Annotated in this window: 16 protein-coding genes; 8 read left to right on the forward strand and 8 right to left on the reverse strand. The window is 64.6% G+C overall.

Going from position 1 to position 19,115, the window contains the following annotated elements:
- Window positions 1-53: 53 nt before the first annotated feature.
- The 7 genes from cobT to ACUSIJ_RS22260 all read right to left on the reverse strand — a co-directional run bounded on the left by cobT (window position 54) and on the right by ACUSIJ_RS22260 (window position 10,234).
- A complete protein-coding gene (gene cobT, locus ACUSIJ_RS22230; RefSeq protein WP_449310613.1) occupies window positions 54-1,958 on the reverse strand; it encodes a cobaltochelatase subunit CobT in 1,905 nt (634 codons plus the stop codon).
- A gap of 38 nt (window positions 1,959-1,996) precedes the next feature.
- On the reverse strand, window positions 1,997-3,001 hold the full coding sequence (gene cobS / locus ACUSIJ_RS22235) for a cobaltochelatase subunit CobS (RefSeq protein WP_449310614.1): 1,005 nt from the start codon (window positions 2,999-3,001) through the stop codon (window positions 1,997-1,999).
- A gap of 271 nt (window positions 3,002-3,272) precedes the next feature.
- The gene (locus ACUSIJ_RS22240; protein ID WP_449310615.1) at window positions 3,273-4,256 is read right to left on the reverse strand and encodes an aldo/keto reductase; all 984 of its coding nucleotides are present in this window, start codon (window positions 4,254-4,256) and stop codon (window positions 3,273-3,275) included.
- Window positions 4,257-4,481: 225 nt separating this feature from the next.
- Complete coding sequence (locus ACUSIJ_RS22245; protein WP_449310616.1) at window positions 4,482-6,569, reverse strand: hypothetical protein; 2,088 nt, start codon at window positions 6,567-6,569, stop codon at window positions 4,482-4,484.
- 36 nt (window positions 6,570-6,605) lie between these two features.
- The gene (locus tag ACUSIJ_RS22250) at window positions 6,606-7,349 is read right to left on the reverse strand and encodes a type III secretion system chaperone (protein WP_449310617.1); all 744 of its coding nucleotides are present in this window, start codon (window positions 7,347-7,349) and stop codon (window positions 6,606-6,608) included.
- A gap of 459 nt (window positions 7,350-7,808) precedes the next feature.
- Window positions 7,809-8,096 carry a hypothetical protein gene (locus ACUSIJ_RS22255; protein ID WP_449310618.1) on the reverse strand — a complete coding sequence of 96 codons (288 nt, stop codon included), beginning with the start codon at window positions 8,094-8,096 and terminating at the stop codon, window positions 7,809-7,811.
- Between the two features lie 77 nt (window positions 8,097-8,173).
- On the reverse strand, window positions 8,174-10,234 hold the full coding sequence (locus ACUSIJ_RS22260; RefSeq protein WP_449310687.1) for a transglycosylase domain-containing protein: 2,061 nt from the start codon (window positions 10,232-10,234) through the stop codon (window positions 8,174-8,176).
- Window positions 10,235-10,778: 544 nt separating this feature from the next.
- On the opposite strand from ACUSIJ_RS22260, the gene gmd reads away from it, so the two are divergent.
- The 3 genes from gmd (at window position 10,779) to ACUSIJ_RS22275 (ending at window position 13,661) form a co-directional block, all read left to right on the forward strand.
- Entirely contained in the window at window positions 10,779-11,831 is a 1,053-nt protein-coding gene (gmd, locus tag ACUSIJ_RS22265; protein WP_449310619.1) for a GDP-mannose 4,6-dehydratase, read from the forward strand.
- 51 nt (window positions 11,832-11,882) lie between these two features.
- Window positions 11,883-12,746, forward strand: a complete 864-nt coding sequence (locus ACUSIJ_RS22270) for an NAD-dependent epimerase/dehydratase family protein (RefSeq protein WP_449310620.1) — start codon at window positions 11,883-11,885, stop codon at window positions 12,744-12,746.
- 408 nt (window positions 12,747-13,154) lie between these two features.
- A complete protein-coding gene (locus tag ACUSIJ_RS22275; protein ID WP_449310621.1) occupies window positions 13,155-13,661 on the forward strand; it encodes an NUDIX hydrolase in 507 nt (168 codons plus the stop codon).
- Between the two features lie 95 nt (window positions 13,662-13,756).
- Here ACUSIJ_RS22275 and ACUSIJ_RS22280 read toward each other — a convergent pair whose 3' ends face one another.
- The gene (locus ACUSIJ_RS22280) at window positions 13,757-14,047 is read right to left on the reverse strand and encodes a BrnA antitoxin family protein (protein ID WP_449310622.1); all 291 of its coding nucleotides are present in this window, start codon (window positions 14,045-14,047) and stop codon (window positions 13,757-13,759) included.
- Between the two features lie 454 nt (window positions 14,048-14,501).
- On the opposite strand from ACUSIJ_RS22280, the gene ACUSIJ_RS22285 reads away from it, so the two are divergent.
- The 5 genes from ACUSIJ_RS22285 (at window position 14,502) to era (ending at window position 19,053) form a co-directional block, all read left to right on the forward strand.
- Window positions 14,502-16,076, forward strand: a complete 1,575-nt coding sequence (locus tag ACUSIJ_RS22285; protein ID WP_449310623.1) for a flagellin N-terminal helical domain-containing protein — start codon at window positions 14,502-14,504, stop codon at window positions 16,074-16,076.
- A 246-nt stretch (window positions 16,077-16,322) separates the two neighbouring features.
- Window positions 16,323-16,487 (forward strand): CopG family antitoxin, encoded by a 165-nt coding sequence (locus ACUSIJ_RS22290; RefSeq protein WP_449310624.1) that lies wholly within the window; start codon window positions 16,323-16,325, stop codon window positions 16,485-16,487.
- A 78-nt stretch (window positions 16,488-16,565) separates the two neighbouring features.
- A complete protein-coding gene (gene lepB, locus ACUSIJ_RS22295) occupies window positions 16,566-17,402 on the forward strand; it encodes a signal peptidase I (protein ID WP_449310625.1) in 837 nt (278 codons plus the stop codon).
- Window positions 17,402-18,121: a ribonuclease III gene (gene rnc / locus ACUSIJ_RS22300; RefSeq protein WP_449310626.1), complete on the forward strand. Its 720-nt coding sequence runs from the start codon at window positions 17,402-17,404 to the stop codon at window positions 18,119-18,121. The genes lepB and rnc overlap by 1 nt, the downstream gene beginning before the upstream one ends.
- Window positions 18,118-19,053 (forward strand): GTPase Era, encoded by a 936-nt coding sequence (gene era / locus ACUSIJ_RS22305; RefSeq protein WP_449310627.1) that lies wholly within the window; start codon window positions 18,118-18,120, stop codon window positions 19,051-19,053. Before rnc ends, era begins: the two co-directional genes overlap by 4 nt.
- Window positions 19,054-19,115: the final 62 nt, after the last annotated feature.

The raw sequence follows: 19,115 nt of genomic DNA on the forward strand, positions 1-19,115 counted from the left end.
GTCAGGCGACTGACCGGCTTTTTGTTTCGATCGGCAGGTCAAGCGCCCCGACGTCAGCCGGCGCGCCGGCGCGTCCCAAAGCCCTGCCGCGGCTGGCCGTGGCTTTCTTCGAACAGCTCCGCCAGCTTGTCGGTCATCGCGCCGCCGAGTTCCTCTGCGTCCACGATGGTCACCGCGCGCCGGTAATAGCGCGTCACGTCGTGCCCGATGCCGATGGCGATGAGCTCCACCGGCGAGCGCGTCTCGATCTCCTCGATGATGGCGCGCAGGTGCCGTTCCAGATAATTGCCCGGATTGACCGACAGGGTCGAATCGTCCACCGGCGCGCCGTCGGAGATCACCATCAGGATACGGCGCTGTTCGGGCCTCCCGAGCAGCCGCTTGTGCGCCCAGTCGAGCGCTTCGCCGTCGATGTTCTCCTTCAGGAGCCCCTCGCGCATCATCAGGCCGAGGTTGCGCCGCGCGCGCCGCCACGGCGCGTCGGCCGACTTGTAGATGATGTGGCGCAGATCGTTGAGGCGGCCGGGGCCGGGCAGCTTGCCGGCCTGCAGCCATGCCTCGCGCGATTGCCCGCCCTTCCAGGCGCGCGTCGTGAAGCCCAGGATCTCGACCTTCACCGCGCAGCGCTCCAGCGTGCGGGCGAGGATGTCGGCACAGGTCGCAGCGACCGTGATCGGCCGCCCGCGCATCGAGCCGGAGTTGTCGATGAGCAGCGTCACCACCGTATCGCGAAAATCCGTGTCCTTCTCGAACTTGAACGAGAGCGGCTGGAACGGATCGATGATGACGCGCGGCAGGCGCGCCGGGTCGAGAATGCCTTCCTCGAGGTCGAACTCCCACGCCCGGTTCTGCTGTGCCAGCAGGCGGCGCTGCAGGCGGTTGGCGAGGCGGGCGACGACGCCCTGCACATTGGCGATCTGCTTGTCGAGATAGGCGCGCAGCCGCGCCAGCTCGTCGGCGTCGCACAGCTCTTCCGCCGTGATCACCTCGTCGAAGCGCGTCGTGTAGACCTTGTAGCCGGCGCCGCGCCATTCCTCGGCGTTGGCCTGCGGCGGGTTGCGCGCGGCGCCCGCTTCCTCGGCGTCCGACGATTCGCTCTCGTCGGGAATCTCGCCCGACGGCGCGTCCTCCGCCTCGCTGGAACCCTCCTCCATGTCGTCGGAGGCAGCGTCCATGGCGTCGATGCGCGCCTGCTCGGTCTCGGACTGCTGCTGCGCCTCGCCGTCGCTGCTCTCCTCCTCGCCCTGGGGCTCGTCGCGGTCGCCCTCGTCCCCCTCGTCGGGGTCCATGTTGGCGTCGTCGGCCATGTCGAGCGCGGCGAGCAGCTCGCGGATGTTGCGCGCGAAGGCGAACTGGTCGTCGATGTTGCCGCTCAGCTTGTCGAGATCCTTGCCGGCGCGCGCCTCGATCGTGTCCCGCCACAGCGAGACGATCTTCTCCGCGGCCTGCGGCGGCGGCAGGCCGGTGAGGCGCTCGCGCACCAGCAGCGACAGCGCGTCGGCGATCGGCGCATCGGCGCGGTCGGAGACGTCCTCGTAATTGCCGCGGTGGTAGCGGTCCTCCAGCATGGCGGTGATGTTCGCGCCGACCCCGCTCATGCGCCGCGCGCCGATGGCCTCCACCCGTGCCTGCTCGATGGCGTTGTACACTTCGAGCGCCGCGGCACCCTCGGGCGCGAGCTTCTGGTGCACGGCCTTGTTGTGGACCGCAAGCCGCAGCGCCATGGAATCGGCATTGCCGCGCATGACGGCGATATCGCCGGGGGAGGGGCGGCGCGGCGGTTCCGGCAGGCGGGCGCGCTCGTCGGTCAGCGACGGGCGGTCGCTGGAATACGTCACCTCCAGCTCGCGCGCCGCCTGGCCGGCGATGCCGCGCAGCGCGCTGGCCACAGCCTGCTTGATCGGTTCCGTCACGTTCGGCTGGGCATTGGCGCCCCGCCTATGGTTGGTGATGGTCATCGCGCCCGGTACTTCTGGTGCTCATCCGATCCGTTACGTTACGACAGCGCCACGTTGGCGGCGGACTCCGGCAGTTCCTTGCCGAAGCAGCGCTGGTAGAACTCGGCCACCAGCGGGCGCTCGGTCTCGTCGCACTTGTTGAGGAACGTCAGCCGGAAGGCGAAGGCGAGGTCGCCGAAGATATCGGCGTTCTCGGCCCAGGTGATCACCGTGCGCGGGCTCATCACGGTCGACAGGTCGCCGTTGATGAAGGCATTGCGTGTGAGCCCGGCGAGGCGCACCATGCGGTTGACGGTCTCGCGCCCCTGGGTGCTGCGGTAGTTGTGCACCTTGGCGACGACGATCTCCACTTCCTTGTCGTGCGGGAGATAGTTGAGGGTAGCGACGATCGACCAGCGGTCCATCTGGCCCTGGTTGATCTGCTGCGTGCCGTGATAGAGGCCGGAGGTGTCGCCGAGCCCCACCGTATTGGCGGTGGCGAACAGGCGGAAGGCCGGATGCGGGCGGATGACGCGGTTCTGGTCGAGCAGCGTCAGGCGGCCCGACACCTCCAGCACGCGCTGGATGACGAACATCACATCCGGGCGGCCGGCGTCGTACTCGTCGAACACCAGCGCGACGTTGTTCTGCAGCGCCCACGGCAGGATGCCGTCGCGAAATTCCGTCACCTGGTGGCCGTCCTTGACGACGATGGCGTCCTTGCCGACGAGATCCACGCGGCTCACGTGGCTGTCGAGGTTGACACGCACGCACGGCCAGTTGAGGCGGGCGGCCACCTGCTCGATATGGGTCGACTTGCCGGTGCCGTGATAGCCCGTGATCATGACGCGGCGGTTGCGCGCGAAGCCGGCCAGGATGGCGAGCGTCGTCTCGCGGTCGAAAAGGTAGTCCGGATCGACGTCCGGCACGTGCTCGTCCGGCTCGGCGAACGCGGGAACCTCGAGATTGGAGTCGATGCCGAAAGTCTCGCGCACGGAAAGCGTCAGTGTCGGCACTTTCAGATCGGCGAGCTGATCCGTCTTGTTCGTTGTTGTCTGCTGCATAAGTCCTCGCTCCCGCGGACAGGCGGACCGTGGACGGTATTTCACACGCAATCCGACTCAACCGCAATCCGCACGGCTGGCAGGACGATAACGGACCCGGACAGGGCCGCCAAGCCCCCGGGATCTGCGTCAAAGCTTATCCAGCCATGCAAACTGCGGATTTATTGCCGCAAAGGAAATGTAATTTCAACCATTTTCACATAAATGACGCGATTTTTTGCGGAGCGACCCGACGCGCCGGGACAATCGGCGGCGAAATCGTGACGGCGACTCAGGCGCCGGCGGCGGTGAGCAGATCGAGCTGCTCGGCCGAGAGCGTCAGGCGCACCCCGCGGATCAGGCCCTCGAGCTGTGCCGGCGAGGTGGCCGAGGCCAGCGGCGCGGTGATGCCGGGGCGGGAGACGAGCCACGCCAGCGCGATCTCGGCAGGGGCGGCGCCGGTTTCCGCCGCCACCTCGTCGAGGGCGGCGAGGATCCTGAGGCCGCGCTCATCAAGGTAGCGCCGCACGCTGTCGCCGCGCGCGCCCTTGAGGTCGGCCTCCGTGCGGTACTTGCCGGTGAGGAAGCCGGCCGCCAGCCCGTAGTAGGTAATGGCGCCGAGGCCCTCGCGCAAGACGATGTCCTGCACCGCGCCCTCATAGGCGTCGCGCTTGTGGAGGTTGTATTCGTTCTGGATCGTCTGATAGCGCGGCAGGCCCTTGTCGCGGGCGAGGTCCAGCGCCTCGGTCAGCAGGGCGGCGTCGTAGTTGGAGGCGCCGATATGGCGCACCTTGCCGGCCTTGATGAGCCTGCCGTAGGCACCGAGCGTTTCCTCCTGCGTCACGGTGGGGTCGGGCCAGTGGCTCTGGTAGAGGTCGATGTAATCGGTCTGCAGCCGCGTCAGCGAGGCCTCCACGGCCTGTTCGATCCATTTCGCGGAAAGGTCCTTCTTGCCCTGACCGACGTCGGAGCCGACCTTGGTGAAGATGTGCACCATGTCGCGGTTGCCGCGCGCCTTGAGCCAGCGGCCGATGATCTTTTCGCTCTCGCTGTCGTTGCCGGGCACCCAGCGCGAATAGACGTCGGCGGTGTCGATGGCGGTGAAGCCTTCCGCCACGAAGGCGTCGAGGAGCGCGAAGGAGGTCGCCTCGTCGGCGGTCCAGCCGAAGACGTTGCCGCCGAACACCAGCGGGGCGATCTCGATATCGGTCCGGCCGAGGCGGCGGGTCGCGGGTCGAGGGGCGGTGGTTTCGAAGGAGGCGGCTTGGTCTGTCATGGCGGGCTCCCGGCAGGCGGACGCGCGACCGCCCGCCGGGTGCGGACAGCGGCGGCAGGCTGATCGGCAACGATACAATTTTTATAGAGTATCAGCCTTTGCCGTCATGTACAGCCGGACGCGCATACCCCGAACGCATGGCCGCGTTGCTGGAGAGACGGTCCGTCTCCGGCAAGGGCACCCCGCCGCCTCCGGGACGCGGGCGCTTGCGCGGCGCGGGGGCGGTCATTCAGCTAACTCTTCCGGCACGAGAGCTGTTTTGTATTCACGATATTCTACATATTTTTCCTGTATATGTTGCTCTATCGATATGTTTCTACTCTCGGCATCTTTATGGATTTGCTCAACGAAGCCTTGTATGTCCTTACGTCCCCATTTCGTGATACTTGCGGGATTGATCGTGCCACCGGCCCGAAGATTCTCCCACTTGCCAAGATTATTCTGGCCGGTGGACGTCTTGCCGAAATATTTGGCCAACTTGCTGAATACCCTTGCAATTTTTGCTAACCAACCCTCGACCGGCGGCTCATTATAGAAGCGGTATAACTCGAAAGCAGGCTCGTCCCATCCCGGGAGAGCCAGGTCGCTACCTCCGGCTCCGCCAGCGGCGGCCGAGTTTGCCGTTTCCTCGGCCTTGTTGGCATCCTTTACCCCGAGCCACGTATCGAGGCTTGCGTTGAGGGCTTCGACGGTGAATGTCTTGTCCTTGTCCAGATCTCCATCCAGCCATAAGGTGTCCAGGGCCGTCTCTTTCAGCCCCCCTTGGCCGCCCAGAACATGCGCAAGGTATCCGGATATAACATTGACTGATGTTGCTATATCGGCAGCGTTTCCTTCTGCGTCAAGTAAGCGATCGAGTATTGAATGTGCGGTTTCATCGTCGAATCTCCCTTTAAGCTTCTCTAATTCCTTATTCGCAATAGAGTCTTGCAAAGAGGAGATGACCACATTCCGGGTGCGCTCGATAATCTCATCCTTGCCGATAGGTACTCCGTCCGGCGGTGGCCGGAGGAATTCGGCCAGCAAGGTCAATGCCACTGTTTTCGGATCATCGGCGGCTGCAGGATTTTTCCTGTGATATGTAGCTATAGCCTCGCGCACATTCTTGAACGTCGCATTGTAGTCGGTCTTGGTCTTGTCAGACGGGGATTCACCCGTAACCACGGACGGGGAAGTGGCGGCGACGTTCGTGTCAGGCGTTTGATCGCCAGAATGTGTGTCGGTAATGCCGGATGCGTTGACCTGTTGCGCCGACAGAGACGCGTCGCCGCCACCGAGCCCGCTCAGCAGCGATGTTGTGAGAGCCTCGCGGAAGGCTTCCCGTGTCTCGAACTTGCTCACGTCGGGGACCTGAATGCCTCTGTCCCTGACTTGCTTGGTCATAGCGTCAACAATGGACGACAAATTGACGTTTGCATCGGATTGAGATGTGCCATCCTCAATTTTGCTTATGAAGCCATCTAGTGCCGTAAACACATTATATCTGATCCCAGGATCAAGGCCTATTTCATTGAAGATAGTTTCAAAATCATCTCTTATTTCTTTTAGAGCTGGTATAGCGTCTGTCGAATAAAATCCTTCCAGCCCGATGTCGTCCGCCAGCAGCTCATGCTTCTGGGTTTGCTGGGCGTCCAGGTCATACTCCTTAAGCCGTTCTCTTAGTGGAACGCTTTTATCGCCTAAGCTGTCAGAATCATCATCTAGCCCATCAGAATTAAAGGTGCCGTAATCTATACGATGGCCTCTTTCAGAGGCAGGGACTGATTGCATATCGACTGACTGTGACGGCCGAGGAGAAAGCTCATTCGCTAAATCGTCACGGTCGGTCAATGGTGCGTCGGCTTCCACCCCGGAAAGAAAACTCTCAAGTTCCTTATTGCCGAAAAGTGGCATATCGTCATCCGTAGGATTGACGGACCTGCGAGCGTTCACAGAAAAAACATCATGTAAGCCTTTGGCTGTGCCTAAGTCTTGAGTGATTTCCTCGTCGGTAAACTCCATAGGTAAAGAGGAGTCTAGGTTGAAACCCGAACCTATCGTGTTCGATATGACTTCTCCGACACCGTTGACAGTCACAGTTGCTAGCGTTGCGATAGTGTTTACAACATTCCTGCCGAAATTTAATGCGGCGGAACCCACTATGCTGGCACTTAAATTGGGCCACCATTTTTCTTCCGGACTGTTGGGAGGTGTATCCCTTTGCGCTATCGTGTTTCCGCCCATGTTTCCCCTTGGGGAACCTAACCCCTCACTGTCCTGAACCTGCAGTTGCTCCAATGGCCCCAACTGCAAACGACCCTGCACCTGAGTCATCCCAACTTCCTCAATCCTTGTCCCGCCGTGCCGCCGTCATACCCGCCACACGAGTTCGCCTGTAACGGCGGGTGGCGGGGCGGTGAGATGGGTGGGGCGGGCGACGCCGTTATGCAGCAGACCGGTTTCTTGGGCCGGACCGTTCAGGCCGCCGTCTTCCGCCGCGGGTTCCGGCGTGTCGCCCTCCGGCCTATTTCCTGCCTGCTCGCCGTCGACGGGCGGAGGGTTGCGCTTGAGGGCGGTCATCTGCTCCACCAGCGTTTCCATGGCGTCGCGAAGCTGCTGCCCCGTCGCCTTCACGGGCACCGTGTCCGTCAGCACCAGGGCGTTGCGGCGCGGGTCGATGGCGAAGGGCAGGGCGTCGCCACGCCTCACGGCCGCCGCGTTCTGCGCCAGCAGGCGGCGGAAATAGCCGGAGAGGTCGGGCGAGTCGCGCTCCGCCGGCAGCTCCGCCACCTCGCCGTGGAGCCGCAGGAAGCCACCGTCGCCGAGCGTGGCGATGCAGGCGATGTGCTCCGCGCCGATATCCAGCCAGCAGCAGTCGTCATCGCCGAAATAAAGCGACGGCAGGCCGACAAGCCGGCCGAAATCCGCCAGCAGCGCCACGGCCGTCCGCGACGCGCCCTGCGGTGCATGATGGACGGGCGCATGAGAAGCGGGCCGATGCGGGGCCGGTTCGTGAACCGCCGGACCATGGGCAACTTCCGCGGCGCCCGCCACCACAGCGTCGCGGCCGTCCGCACCGTGAACGTTGCCGGGAGAAAGAGCCTGATCCGCCATGACGCCTGCCTTCATCAATGAAACAAGACTGAAGTATAGATATGTAAAATCCGGCCATGCGGGCCCTGGCCACAAGCATGCCATACCTCTCCCGCGCCACTGTGCCGTTTGGCACAATGATGCCCGATTTTTGCCCGATTCCAGGTTGTGTTCCGCTGCCGGAGTGCCATTTGCGGGTCGGCCATTTGCAGGTCCGCCGTTTACCTGAGCGCCCGCCCGACGGCTGCATCCGGCCTGATGCCGCAGGAGGCCGGCCTCGGCCGTCAGCCGATGTCGTCCTTGCCGGGGAGTTCGTACAGGGGGGCGTCCAGCGGTTCGTCCACGGGTCCGCCTCGGAATTGATCCAAAGGCCCGCCCGGGAATTCCCTCAAGGGGTTCGCCTCGGGATCCAGGTGAAGATCGTATCGCGGAGGGTATTGAGCCGGGTATTCGGCAAGCGGGTTCACGGGATGGCCTGTGTCAGGCGCGTCCTCGTCCGGTTCCGGCCACCGTCGCCCTCAAGGAGTCGACGGTCAGCGGCCGGTTGGCGGGATGCAGGTGCCTGACGCGCGGCCAAAGCGTCAGAATGTCGCTGACGGCGCGCCGCTGCCATTGAGTGCGCCTGCCGCCGCGCACCACCGGCAGCCGCTTGCCCCTACGGCCTTCCTCCGGCAGGGTGCCCCGAGGGGCAGAAAACGCGTCGGCGGTGAAACATCCGGCCCCGGAAAACGGCAGGCGATCGGAAGAAGCAGAATAAACAGTCGACATTATATTGTCCCATTATCTAATATTATTCCAATAATCGTACAATTAGGACTATAAAAATACATCATTGTCCGGTCCGGTCAACCGCCGAACAGGCGCTCGAAGAAGCTCTTCTCCCGCTGCGGCGCGGGCTGGCGCACGGTCTGCGGCGGCGCGGGCCGGGCAGCCTCGATCTGGCGCGCCACTTCCGGCGGCGGCGGTTCGTCGGCGGGGGCGGTCCAGGGGCTGCCGGGGAGCGGCGCGGGCGCGACGCCCTTCAACGCCTCCACCATGAAGGCATGCCACGTCTCGGCCGGCAGCGAGCCGCCGGTGACGTTCTTCGTCGGGCTGTTGTTGTCGTTGCCAAGCCACACGCTGGTGACGAGGCCGCTGGTGTAGCCCACGAACCACGCGTCGCGCGTCTCCTGCGTGGTGCCCGTCTTGGCGGCGATCTCGTATCCCGCGATCGCGCCGCGCCGGGCGGAGCCGGAGGTGACGGCCTGATGCAGCATGTAGTTCATCATCGAGGCCTCGTCCTCGCCCATCACCCGGCCGAGGTCGAACGGCTGGCGCTGGTAGACGAGCCGGCCGTCGACGGTCTTCACGTCGCGGATGATCCACGGCGCCACGCCGGTGCCGCCGTTGGAGAAGGCGGCGTAGGCGGCGGTTAGCTCCAGCGGGCTCACCTCGGACGTGCCGAGCGCGATGGTGGCGTTGGCGGTCAGCGGCGAGGTGATGCCGAGCCTCTGCGCCGTCTCGGCGACCGTCTTCGGCCCCACCTCGACCGCGAGCTTCACCACGATGGTGTTGATCGAATGCGCCAGCGCCGAGGCGAGCGTCATCGGGCCGTTGTAATTGCGGCTGAAGTTGCGCGGCTGCCAGCCGCCGAAGTTCACCGGCTCGTCGACGCGCACGGTCGCGGGCGTCATGCCGCGCTCCAGCGCCGTCAGATACACGAAGGGCTTGAAGGCCGAGCCCGGCTGCCGACGGGCGGCGGTGGCGCGGTTGAACTGGCTCGCCGCGTAGTTGCGGCCGCCGATGAGCGCGCGGATCGCGCCGTCGTTCGACAGCGCCACGAGCGCCCCCTGCGACACACGCGCCTCCGTGCCCTTCTTGGCGATGACATCGGTGATGGCGCGCTCGGCGGCGTTCATCAGGGCGGGCTCGATGGTGGTGCGCACGACGATGTCGGTGTCCGCCGCGCCGATGAAGTCGTCGAGCACGTCCATGACGTAGTCGGCGGCGTAGTTGGCGCTGCCCGTGCCGCGCGGCTTCACCGCCTCGGCCGGCGTCATCAGCGCGTTCTTGGCCTCCTTGTCGGTGATGAAGCCCTGCTCCGCCATGCGGGCGAGCACGAGCTGGGCGCGCGCCTGCGCCGCCTGCGGGTTGCGCGTGGGCGAAAGCCTTGAGGGCGCCTGCACGAGCCCGGCGAGCATCGCCGCCTCGGCCAGCGTGACGTCCTTCGCCGGCTTGCCGAAATAGCGCAGTGCCGCCGCTTCCACCCCATAGGCGCCGGCGCCAAAATAGACCCGGTTGAGGTAGAGCGCCAGAATCTCGTCCTTGGTGTAATTCCGCTCCAGCCAGACGGACAGGATGGCTTCCTGGATCTTGCGCGAGACGGTGCGGTCCTGGGTGAGGAACAGGTTCTTGGCGAGTTGCTGGGTCAGCGTCGAGCCGCCTTGCGCCACGCCGCGCGCGGTGAGGTTGGCGGCGAGCGCGCGCGCCACGCCCATCGGATCGACGCCCCAGTGGTCGTAGAACCTGCGGTCCTCGATGGCGACGAACGCCTTCGGCAGATAGGGCGGCAGATCCTGGAGATTCACCGTCTGGCCGCCGGTGTCGCCCTTGTTGGCGAGCAGCGAACCGTCCGCCGCCAGCACCGCGATGTTGGGCGGCCGGCGCGGCACGGTCAGTGTGTCGATCGGCGGCAGCTGTGCGAAGTGATAGGCCACCACGCCAGTGACCGCGATCGTGCCCCAGATGCCGAGTACGAACAGCGTCGAGAACAGCGTGCCGATGAGCGAGCGCCTGCGGCCGGCCCGGCGCCTGCGGCGCGGCGCGGAAGCGGCCGTGCGGCCCGATCGCGCGCCGGCGCCGTTGCCGCCCGTCTTCCTGGCGCCTCGGCCGGCAGTGGCTGTTCCTTTACGCCGTGCGGTGGCCATGTCGGTGTCCTCGTCGATGATGTCGTCAACGTCGCCGTGAAGGGGGGCGAGGCGATCGTGCGTCGACACCCGCCAGTCGTCGGCCGTGGAATCGTGGCCGGGCGCGTCCGCGTCGAAATCGAAGCGCGGTTCCCGGCGCGTGCCGCCATGCCTGTCTGCGCCAATGCCGTTGCCGTCGTTCTTGCCCATCTCGTCCTTGCGCGCGCTGCTGTCCGTCACCGGCTTTTGCACCGGTCTTCTGCAGCAGCTTTTTGGCACTGTAAATGTGGCGGATTAAGGGGGCGTTGCCAGATGCGCCCCGCAGACGGCGCACCGGCAAGCGCCGGGTCCGCGCGCCAACCCGCAGGAATGCACGCAGTGCGACACCGGACTCTTTGAAGTCACGACAGAAATTGCGCATAACAAATCACGACGGGCAAAGAGCGAGTCTATTATGGATATTGCCCGTCATATACGTTAGGCGATCGTGTACAGTCTGGGGGCGTGAGTCGTTTCCCGACGTAAACAACTGATATCCGTCGTCATCGATTCCGTGGATAGGGTCATGTCTGCTGCGAGCGCCTCGAAAACCGCGATCATCACCGGCGTCACCGGGCAGGACGGTGCGTACCTCGCGCAATATCTCCTCGGGCTCGGCTACCGCGTGGTGGGGGCGGTGCGACGCACGTCGACGGAGAACTTCTGGCGGCTGTCCGAACTCGGCGTTCTGGGCGCGGAGCGGTTCGAGCTGGTCGATTTCGACCTCGGCGACACGGGAAGCGCGATCCGTCTCGTGTCCGACCATCGGCCGGACGAGCTCTACAACCTTGCCGCGCAGAGCTTCGTCAGCGTGTCGTTCCAGCAGCCGCTCGCCACGACGGACATGACGGGGCTCGGCGCGCTGCGGCTCCTGGAGGCGGTGCGGATCGCCAAGCCCGACACGCGTTTCTACCAGGCGAGCACGTCCGAGATGTTCGGCAAGGTTGCCGCCACGCCCCAGAACGAAACCACGCCTTTCCACCCCCGCTCACCCTATGCCTTCGCCAAGCTGATGGCCCATTGGGCCGCTGTGAACTACCGGGAGAGCTACGGCCTGTTCGCCGCTTCAGGCATCCTGTTCAACCATGAATCCCCGCTGCGCGGGCGGGAGTTCGTGACCCGCAAGATCGCAAGCCACGTGGCGCGCGCGTCGCTCGGCGAGACCGCGCCGCTGGAGCTCGGCTCCCTCGATGCCCGGCGCGACTGGGGATACGCGCGCGAATATGTCGTCGGCATGCATGCCATGCTGACGCATACCGAGCCCGAGACCTTCGTGCTGGCGACGGGCCGCACGGCCTCGGTCCGCCGTTTCGTGGAACTCGCCCACGCGGCCGTCGGAATCGCGCTCGCGTGGGAGGGCGAGGGCGTCGACGAGCACGCCCGCGACGCCGCGACCGGTGCGGTGCGCGTGCGGGTGAACCCGCGCTTCTACCGCCCGGCGGAGGTCGACGTGCTCCAGGGCGACGCCTCCCGCGCGCAGCAGCAGCTCGGCTGGCAGGCGCAGACCTCTCTGGAGGGGCTCTGCGAGATCATGGTAAGAGCGGATATCGACCGCGTCCGCCGGGGCCAGGTGTTTTGATCCATCCGGTTCCGCCGCCGGGCGCGGCGAATCTGCCCGGGGGGAGCATCCATGCGTGTGCTTGTGACAGGTGAGGCCGGCTTTACCGCGCGCTACGTCCTGCCGCTGCTGGCGTCGTCCGGCCATGCAGTGGTGGCGCTCGATGCCGATCTGACGCAGGCGGCGGCGGTGGAAGGGCGCGTCGCCGCCCTGTTCAGCGACGCCCGCTCCGCGCCGGGGGCGGTGCTGCACCTCGCCGGCGTCAGCTTCGCGCCCGACGGCGTGGACGCGCACGTCTACGCCGTGAACACGGTGGGGACGACGGCGCTGCTTGTCGCCCTGTCGAATGCCGCGCACCCGCCGCGCCGCGTGGTGCTGGCCTCGTCCGCGCATGTCTACGGCGCGCGGGAGGGCCGCCTTGACGAGGCCTCGCCGCTCGCGCCCGTCACCCATTACGGCGCGTCGAAGCTGGCGATGGAGTACCTCGCCCGTCCGTTCGGGGACCGTCTCGGAATCGTGATCGCACGGCCATTCAACTACACCGGCGTCGGGCAGCCGGCGCGGTTTCTCGTGCCCAAGCTGGTCGAGGCGTTTCGCGTGCGTCAGCCGGAGCTGCGCCTCGGCAACCGCCACGTGGCGCGCGATTTCTCCGACGTGCGCCACATCGCCCGCGCCTATCTCGCGCTGCTGACGGCCGAGCGGCCGCCGGCGGTCGTCAATCTCTGCTCGGGACGCGCCGTCTCGATCGACGCCCTGCTGACCGCGCTCGAGGCCGAAACCGGCCACCGCCCGCGCATCGTCACCGATCCCGCCTTCGTGCGGCCGGACGAGGTGTCGCGCCAATGGGGCGATCCGGCACTCACCGAACGCCTCACCGGCTCCCGCGCCCCGCCGGTCGAGGACGTCGTGCGCTGGATGCTCCGCCAGCCGGCCTGACGGCATGGCGCGTGTTTTTGTGAGACCGTTTGTCGTATTTCGCTAAGGCAGTTTGCGTTTGATTTGAGTATCAAATTGAATGCAAATTGTGGAGAACTGCGGAAATCAGAACGGGTTGCGCAACGGATCCTGATTCAGCAATGACGCGATCCGCTCTAAAACATGTCATCAATCGCTCACGGCCGACGCACCGGGATGCCTGTTACGTACCGACACATGCTGAATTCGTGCACTGGTATTTCCGATACAGCCTGTTGACAATCCCCCTAAATGCCAGAGGGGGACTTGTCTGCGGGCGAATATGACTTACTCTTGTACTCTATTGTCTATATTGACCGACGAATGTCAATTATTGATCGGCCGCGTGTTGGAAAGGGATAACGGCTCAAGGAGGGTGAACGTTCCAGGATGGCGCATTACCTGAAGCCCCCGGATATGGAGAAGAAATCCGGTTACCGCCGCCAGTTCGGTGCGCTGCCGTTGCGCATGGACGATGACGGGCGGATGCAGGTGATGATGATCACCTCGCGCGAGACGAGCCGCTGGATCGTGCCGAAGGGGTGGCCGATCAAGGGCTTGTCCGGCGCGCAGACGGCTGCCCGCGAGGCGCGGGAGGAGGCCGGGGTGGTCGGCGTGACGGGCAAGAACCCCGTCGGCGCCTACATGTACGACAAGCGCCTGAAAAGCGGCGGCAGCGCGCGCTGCTATGTCGAGCTCTATCCGCCGTGGGTGGTGGACAGGGCGCCGGACTGGCCCGAGAAATCCGAACGCCGTGTGGAATGGCTGCCGGTTGCCGAGGCGGCCGAGCGCGCGGGCGACGCCTCGCTGAGCGAGCTGCTGCGCACGGTCCACCACAAGGGCCTGCCGCGCTCCTCGCACAAGCTTCACCGCAAGGCGCGCAAGGCGCGGCGGTGAGGGGCTTTCTGATGAATAAGTCCAGCGAGGCCGTGCGCGAACTGGTCCGGCAGGGCATCGACACCGGCCCGGGCTCCACACGACGATGAGGGAGATCAAGGCTCAAGCCCCCGCTGCTGACCCTCTATTCCCTGCGGGCCGTTATGTGTCCTCGTTCTGCGAGCATCCGCATAGGCTTTGAGCAAGTTCTGCATGCCGCGGATATGGCCTTTTCCCTGTGCTTTGAAGAATGCGGACACATCGGGGTCGAGTTTCAGCAGCACAGGCTTGGGTGTTTTGGGCTCCACGATGGTGGCCATCGCCCAGAACTCGGCCCCGAGGCTCTCGCCGATCGGCGCATCAGGATTGGAGCGCATTTCACCAACGGGTTCCCACCACCCGATCATATTTTCCGACAATAATCAAGCCCATCTCCGGCAATTCCGCGCCTATCTGCGGGCCTGGGCGCAGTATCCGTACGATTTCCCGTTTCATTCTCACTGAAAACAGCGGCAATTCCTCCTTTCAGGATTGCAGGCTGGTGGCCGGCGCGGGCTCCTTCTGCTTCCCGTCAGTCGTGAAATCGCTTTAACGGCAACGTTTTTATGGGCGCATCACAGCACATTGCGGCCACTTCTCCGTGCGGCGCAAGCTTCGCGCAAGCTTGGCGGGTCAAGCTGTGGATGACGCTGGTGGGTCGAGGTTGGGGTATTGTGCTCGCATCGGGCTCGCATCGGGAAGATGAAGCGCCATTCCCGATCCCTCGGAGACATGATGTCGCCCCCGCCGTGCCGGTCAAGCCCGGTATGTCCCGATGAAGTCATGCTGTGTGTTTCATGATCTGAATAAGGGATTGACGTTATGGCCAGCTTGTTTACCAACGCTTCCGCCCAAACCGCTCTCAAGACGCTGACGGCGGCCTCCAAGAGCCTCGGCGCGACTCAGAACCGCGTCTCCACCGGCTACCGCATCAACACGGCGGAAGACAACGCCGCTTACTGGTCGATTGCCACCACCCTGCGGTCGGACGTGAACGCGCTCGGCGCCGTTCAGGACGCGCTGGGTCTCGGTGCCGCCACCGTCGATACCGTCTACACCGGCATCAACGACACCAAGGACCTTCTGGACCAGATCAAGTCCAAGCTCGTCGCCGCCAGCCAGACGGGCGTGCCGCGCGCCCAGGTGCAGGCCGAGATTACCCAGCTCCAGAACCGCCTGAAGGACGTGTCGAAATCCACCGTCATCAATAGCGAGAGCTGGCTGACGCAGGATTCGTCGGTGACCGGCTACAGCGCCAGCAAGGATATTGTCGGTTCCTTCACCCGCGCCGGCGGCGTGGTGACGATCGAGAACATCACCATCGACATCAATCAGACGAAGCTGTACGAGAACAGCTCCGCAGCCCAGACGGCGGTAACGGACGCCCTGGATGTCAGCACCACTGATACGCCCCGCGAGGTCTATGAGGCTGCGCTGACCGCAATCAGCGACGTTTCCAGCGCAACGGATGCTGCTTGGAACGCATCACTTGCGAAAACCTATGATCCAGCCGAGGCCGATAGTATTGCTGGCGTTGCGACTCCACAGGCTTCCAGAGACGAGTTTATTAATGGCGCAACAACGCAGGCTGATTTTCTCGCCGAGATCGCCAATATCGTCGCACTGACCGATGCAGATCTGGGTGACGCGCTGGCGCTTGGCCCGGAGGCCGATTTCACGGCCGGCGGCGAGGAGTTTCTTGCAGCGATCGCACCCAACGACAGGACCGCGCTTCTCAACGAGCTCAATGCCCACAGGACAACGCTGACGACGGCCCTGGGTGCTATCGCTGCTCGTGTGACGACCGGCACCGATCCGATGGGGGCCGACAACGCTAGCGACGCTACGGCAGCGCTCGCGGACTATGACGCTGCCATTGCCGCGACTGTCAACAAGTATCTCGGCACGACGGCGCGTGACACCTTTGTCGCCAAGACCGCTGACAATGCGCGCAAAGCTTATGAAGCTGCAGCAAGGGCCAATTCCGACAACAACAAGCTTGGCATTTTCGATAAGGTTCGCACCGTCGTTTCCAGCGTGGATGGTACGGGCGCCAAGGCTGTCCGCGTCTCGGATATCGACATCTCCGCTCTGACGGATACAGCGTTCGATAAGGGCGTCCTGTCGGCCTACATCTCGGCGGTTGACGATGCGCTGCAGGAACTGACCCTCTCCGCTTCCGTCATCGGTGCCGCCAAGGCCCGTATCGAGGGCAACCGGAGCTTCGTCAAGAACCTGATCGACGCCAACAACCGCGGCATCGGCCAGCTCGTCGATGCAGACCTCAACGAAGAGTCCACCAAGCTGAAGGCCCTGCAGGTGCAGGAGCAACTCGCCATCCAGGCGCTCGGCATCGCCAACAGCTCGACCCAGAACATCCTGTCGCTGTTCCAGTAAGTTGCGACAAGCATATCCGGATCGGCGGCTTCCCCGCCGATCCCCAACGTTAGCTCAGCGCCCCGGCCCGAAAGGCCGGGGCGTTTTTCGGGTCAGGAGGCACCTATGCGTTGCGTTTGTATAGGATGCTCATGATTGAGATCGAAGGCTTTGATTGGAGGTAGTGGCAATTGGCCGACCCTGCCCGACGATAAGGCAGTAGAAGACTTCGTCGACAATGCCGTTCTCTCCGAATACGACTGAAACGTGGCAGAGCCGGTAAGTTACGAATTCAAGAAGAAATCGTCGGTGCTGAACATGCGCATTCCGCAATCTCTGCTCGAAGCAATCAAGACAAAGACCCGGCAGAAAGGCGTTCCCTTCACGCACTATGTGCGGACGCTCATCGAGCGGGACATCGCCCGTTCGTGAAGCTCCAATCTATCCGAAAGCCCCGAAAAATCCGTTTCCCTACCCGCCAAAACCGGCTACACAACACGGGCGGCGGGGATGGCGGCACGAACAGATGGACGGACGATGGAGCAAAGTGGCGTCAAGCCCGACAAGGCGGATACCGCCGGTGTGAAGGACAGGCAGGTCAAGCCCGCCCGCAGGGAAGGCGGGTTTCTCGACACGGTGAAGGTCGTCGCACAGGCGCTGCTCATCGCGCTGGTGGTGCGCTCGCTGCTGTTCCAGCCGTTCAACATCCCCTCCGGCTCGCTCATCCCGACGCTGTTGATCGGCGATTACCTGTTCGTGTCGAAATATGCCTATGGCTATTCGCGCTTCTCGTTCCCGCTCGCCCTGATCCCGTTCGAGGGCCGCATCCTGGGGGCCGAGCCCAAGCGCGGCGACGTGGCCGTGTTCAAGCTGCCGCGGGACGAGAGCACCGATTACATCAAGCGCGTCATTGGCCTGCCCGGCGATACGGTGCAGATGATCGACGGGCGGCTCTTCATCAACGGCAAGATGGTCGAGCGCGAGGCGATCGGCAATTATCGCGATGACGAGGACGCCGCGCCCGGCTCGGGGCCGCAGGTTCCCATGTATCGCGAGACCCTGCCCGGCGGCGTCAGCCACGTGGTGATCGAGCGCTACGGCGACAGGGGGCCGTGGGATAACACGCCGCTCTACAAGGTGCCCGAGGGGCACTATTTCATGATGGGCGACAACCGCGACAATTCGGCGGATTCGCGCGACATGAGCGCCGTCGGCTTCGTGCCTTTCGACAATTTCGTCGGCCGGGCAGAGGTGCTGTTCTTCTCCATCGACGGCGCCCCCGCATGGCAGCTTTGGCGCTGGCCGGAGGCCGTGCGCTGGGACCGGATCTTCAAGCGAGTTCGTTGATGGGCGGACTTGTGACGGGTGGAGTTGTAACGGGTGGATTTGCGGCGCTGGAGGAGCGGCTAGGCTATCGCTTCGGCGATCGTGGCCTGCTGGAAATGGCGCTTACCCATGTCAGCGCCATTCCGACGCAGAAGGTGAAATCGTATCAAAGGCTCGAGTTCCTGGGCGACCGCGTGCTCGGGCTCGTGGTCAGCGACATGCTCTATGCCGCCTTCCCGCAGGCGGAGGAGGGCGAGCTGTCGCGCCGGCTGGCCGAACTCGTGCGCAAGGAAAGCTGCACCGAGGTGGCGCGCGGTTGGGACGTGGGGCCGCACCTGCGCCTCGGCGAGGGCGAGATCGCCGCAGGCGCGCGCGACAACGCCGCCATCATCGCCGATGTCTGCGAGGCCATCGTGGGGGCGGTGTTTCTCGATGGCGGGTTCGAGGCCGCGCGTGCGCTGGTGGAATCCGCGTTCGCGGCGCGCATGCACGCACCCCGCCGGCCGCTGCGCGACGCCAAGACGGCCTTGCAGGAATGGGCGCAGGGCAGGGGGCTTCCCGCGCCCACCTACGAGATCGCCGATCGCAGCGGCCCGGACCACGCGCCGCAGTTCCGCGTCGTCGTGCGGGTGGAGGGCAAGCCCGTGGCCGAGGGACACGGCGCCTCGAAGCGCAACGCCGAGCAGGACGCCGCCGGTGCGTTCCTCGCCCGCGAGGGGATACGGATCGACCAGTCATGACACAGGAAAACACCCACGCGCAGGACGAAGGCGGCGGCACCCGCTGCGGCTTCATCGCGCTGATCGGCGCGCCGAACGCCGGCAAGTCCACGCTGCTCAACGCCCTGGTGGGCGGCAAGGTGTCCATCGTGTCGCACAAGGTGCAGACCACGCGCGCGCTGGTGCGCGGCATCACCATCGAAGGCGACGCCCAGCTCATCTTCGTCGACACGCCGGGCATCTTTCGCCCCAAGCGCCGGCTCGACAGGGCCATGGTGACCTCGGCCTGGGGCGGCGCGGGGGACGCGGACGCCGTGTGCCTGCTGATCGACGCCCGCAAGGGGCTCGACGAGGAAAGCGAGGCCATTCTCAGGAAGTTGCCGGATGTACGCCACCCCAAGGTGCTGATCCTCAACAAGATCGATCTCGTGCCCCGCCCGGCGCTGCTGGAATTGGCGCAGGCGATCAACGCGAAGCTCGCCTTCGACGAGACGTTCATGATCGCCGCGATCAGCGGCGACGGCGTCCCGAGCCTGCGCGCCCGCCTCGCGGGCTATGCGCGGCCGGGGCCCTGGCTTTATCCGGAAGACCAGATGTCCGATGCGCCGCTGCGCCAGCTCGCCGCCGAGATCACCCGCGAAAAATTGTTCGAACGCCTGCATGACGAACTGCCCTACGCCTCCACGGTCGAGACCGACCAGTGGCTGGTGCAGAAGGACGGCTCGGTCCGCATCGAGCAGACGATTTTCGTGGAGCGCGAGAGCCAGCGTAAGATCGTGCTGGGCCATCAGGGCCAGACCATCAAGGCCATCGGTTCGCGCGCGCGCGCCGAGATCAGCGCGATCACGGAGACGAAGGTGCACCTGTTCCTCTTCGTCAAGGTGCGCGAGAACTGGGCCGACGATCCGGCGCGCTACCGCGAGATGGGGCTGGAGTTCCCGCGCGGCGGGTAATAACGCACGCCTGTCATTTCCAGGCTGGATAACGCAGCAGAAACATGTCAAGAACAGCGGAG

Source organism: Pseudochelatococcus sp. B33 (genome assembly GCF_053570585.1).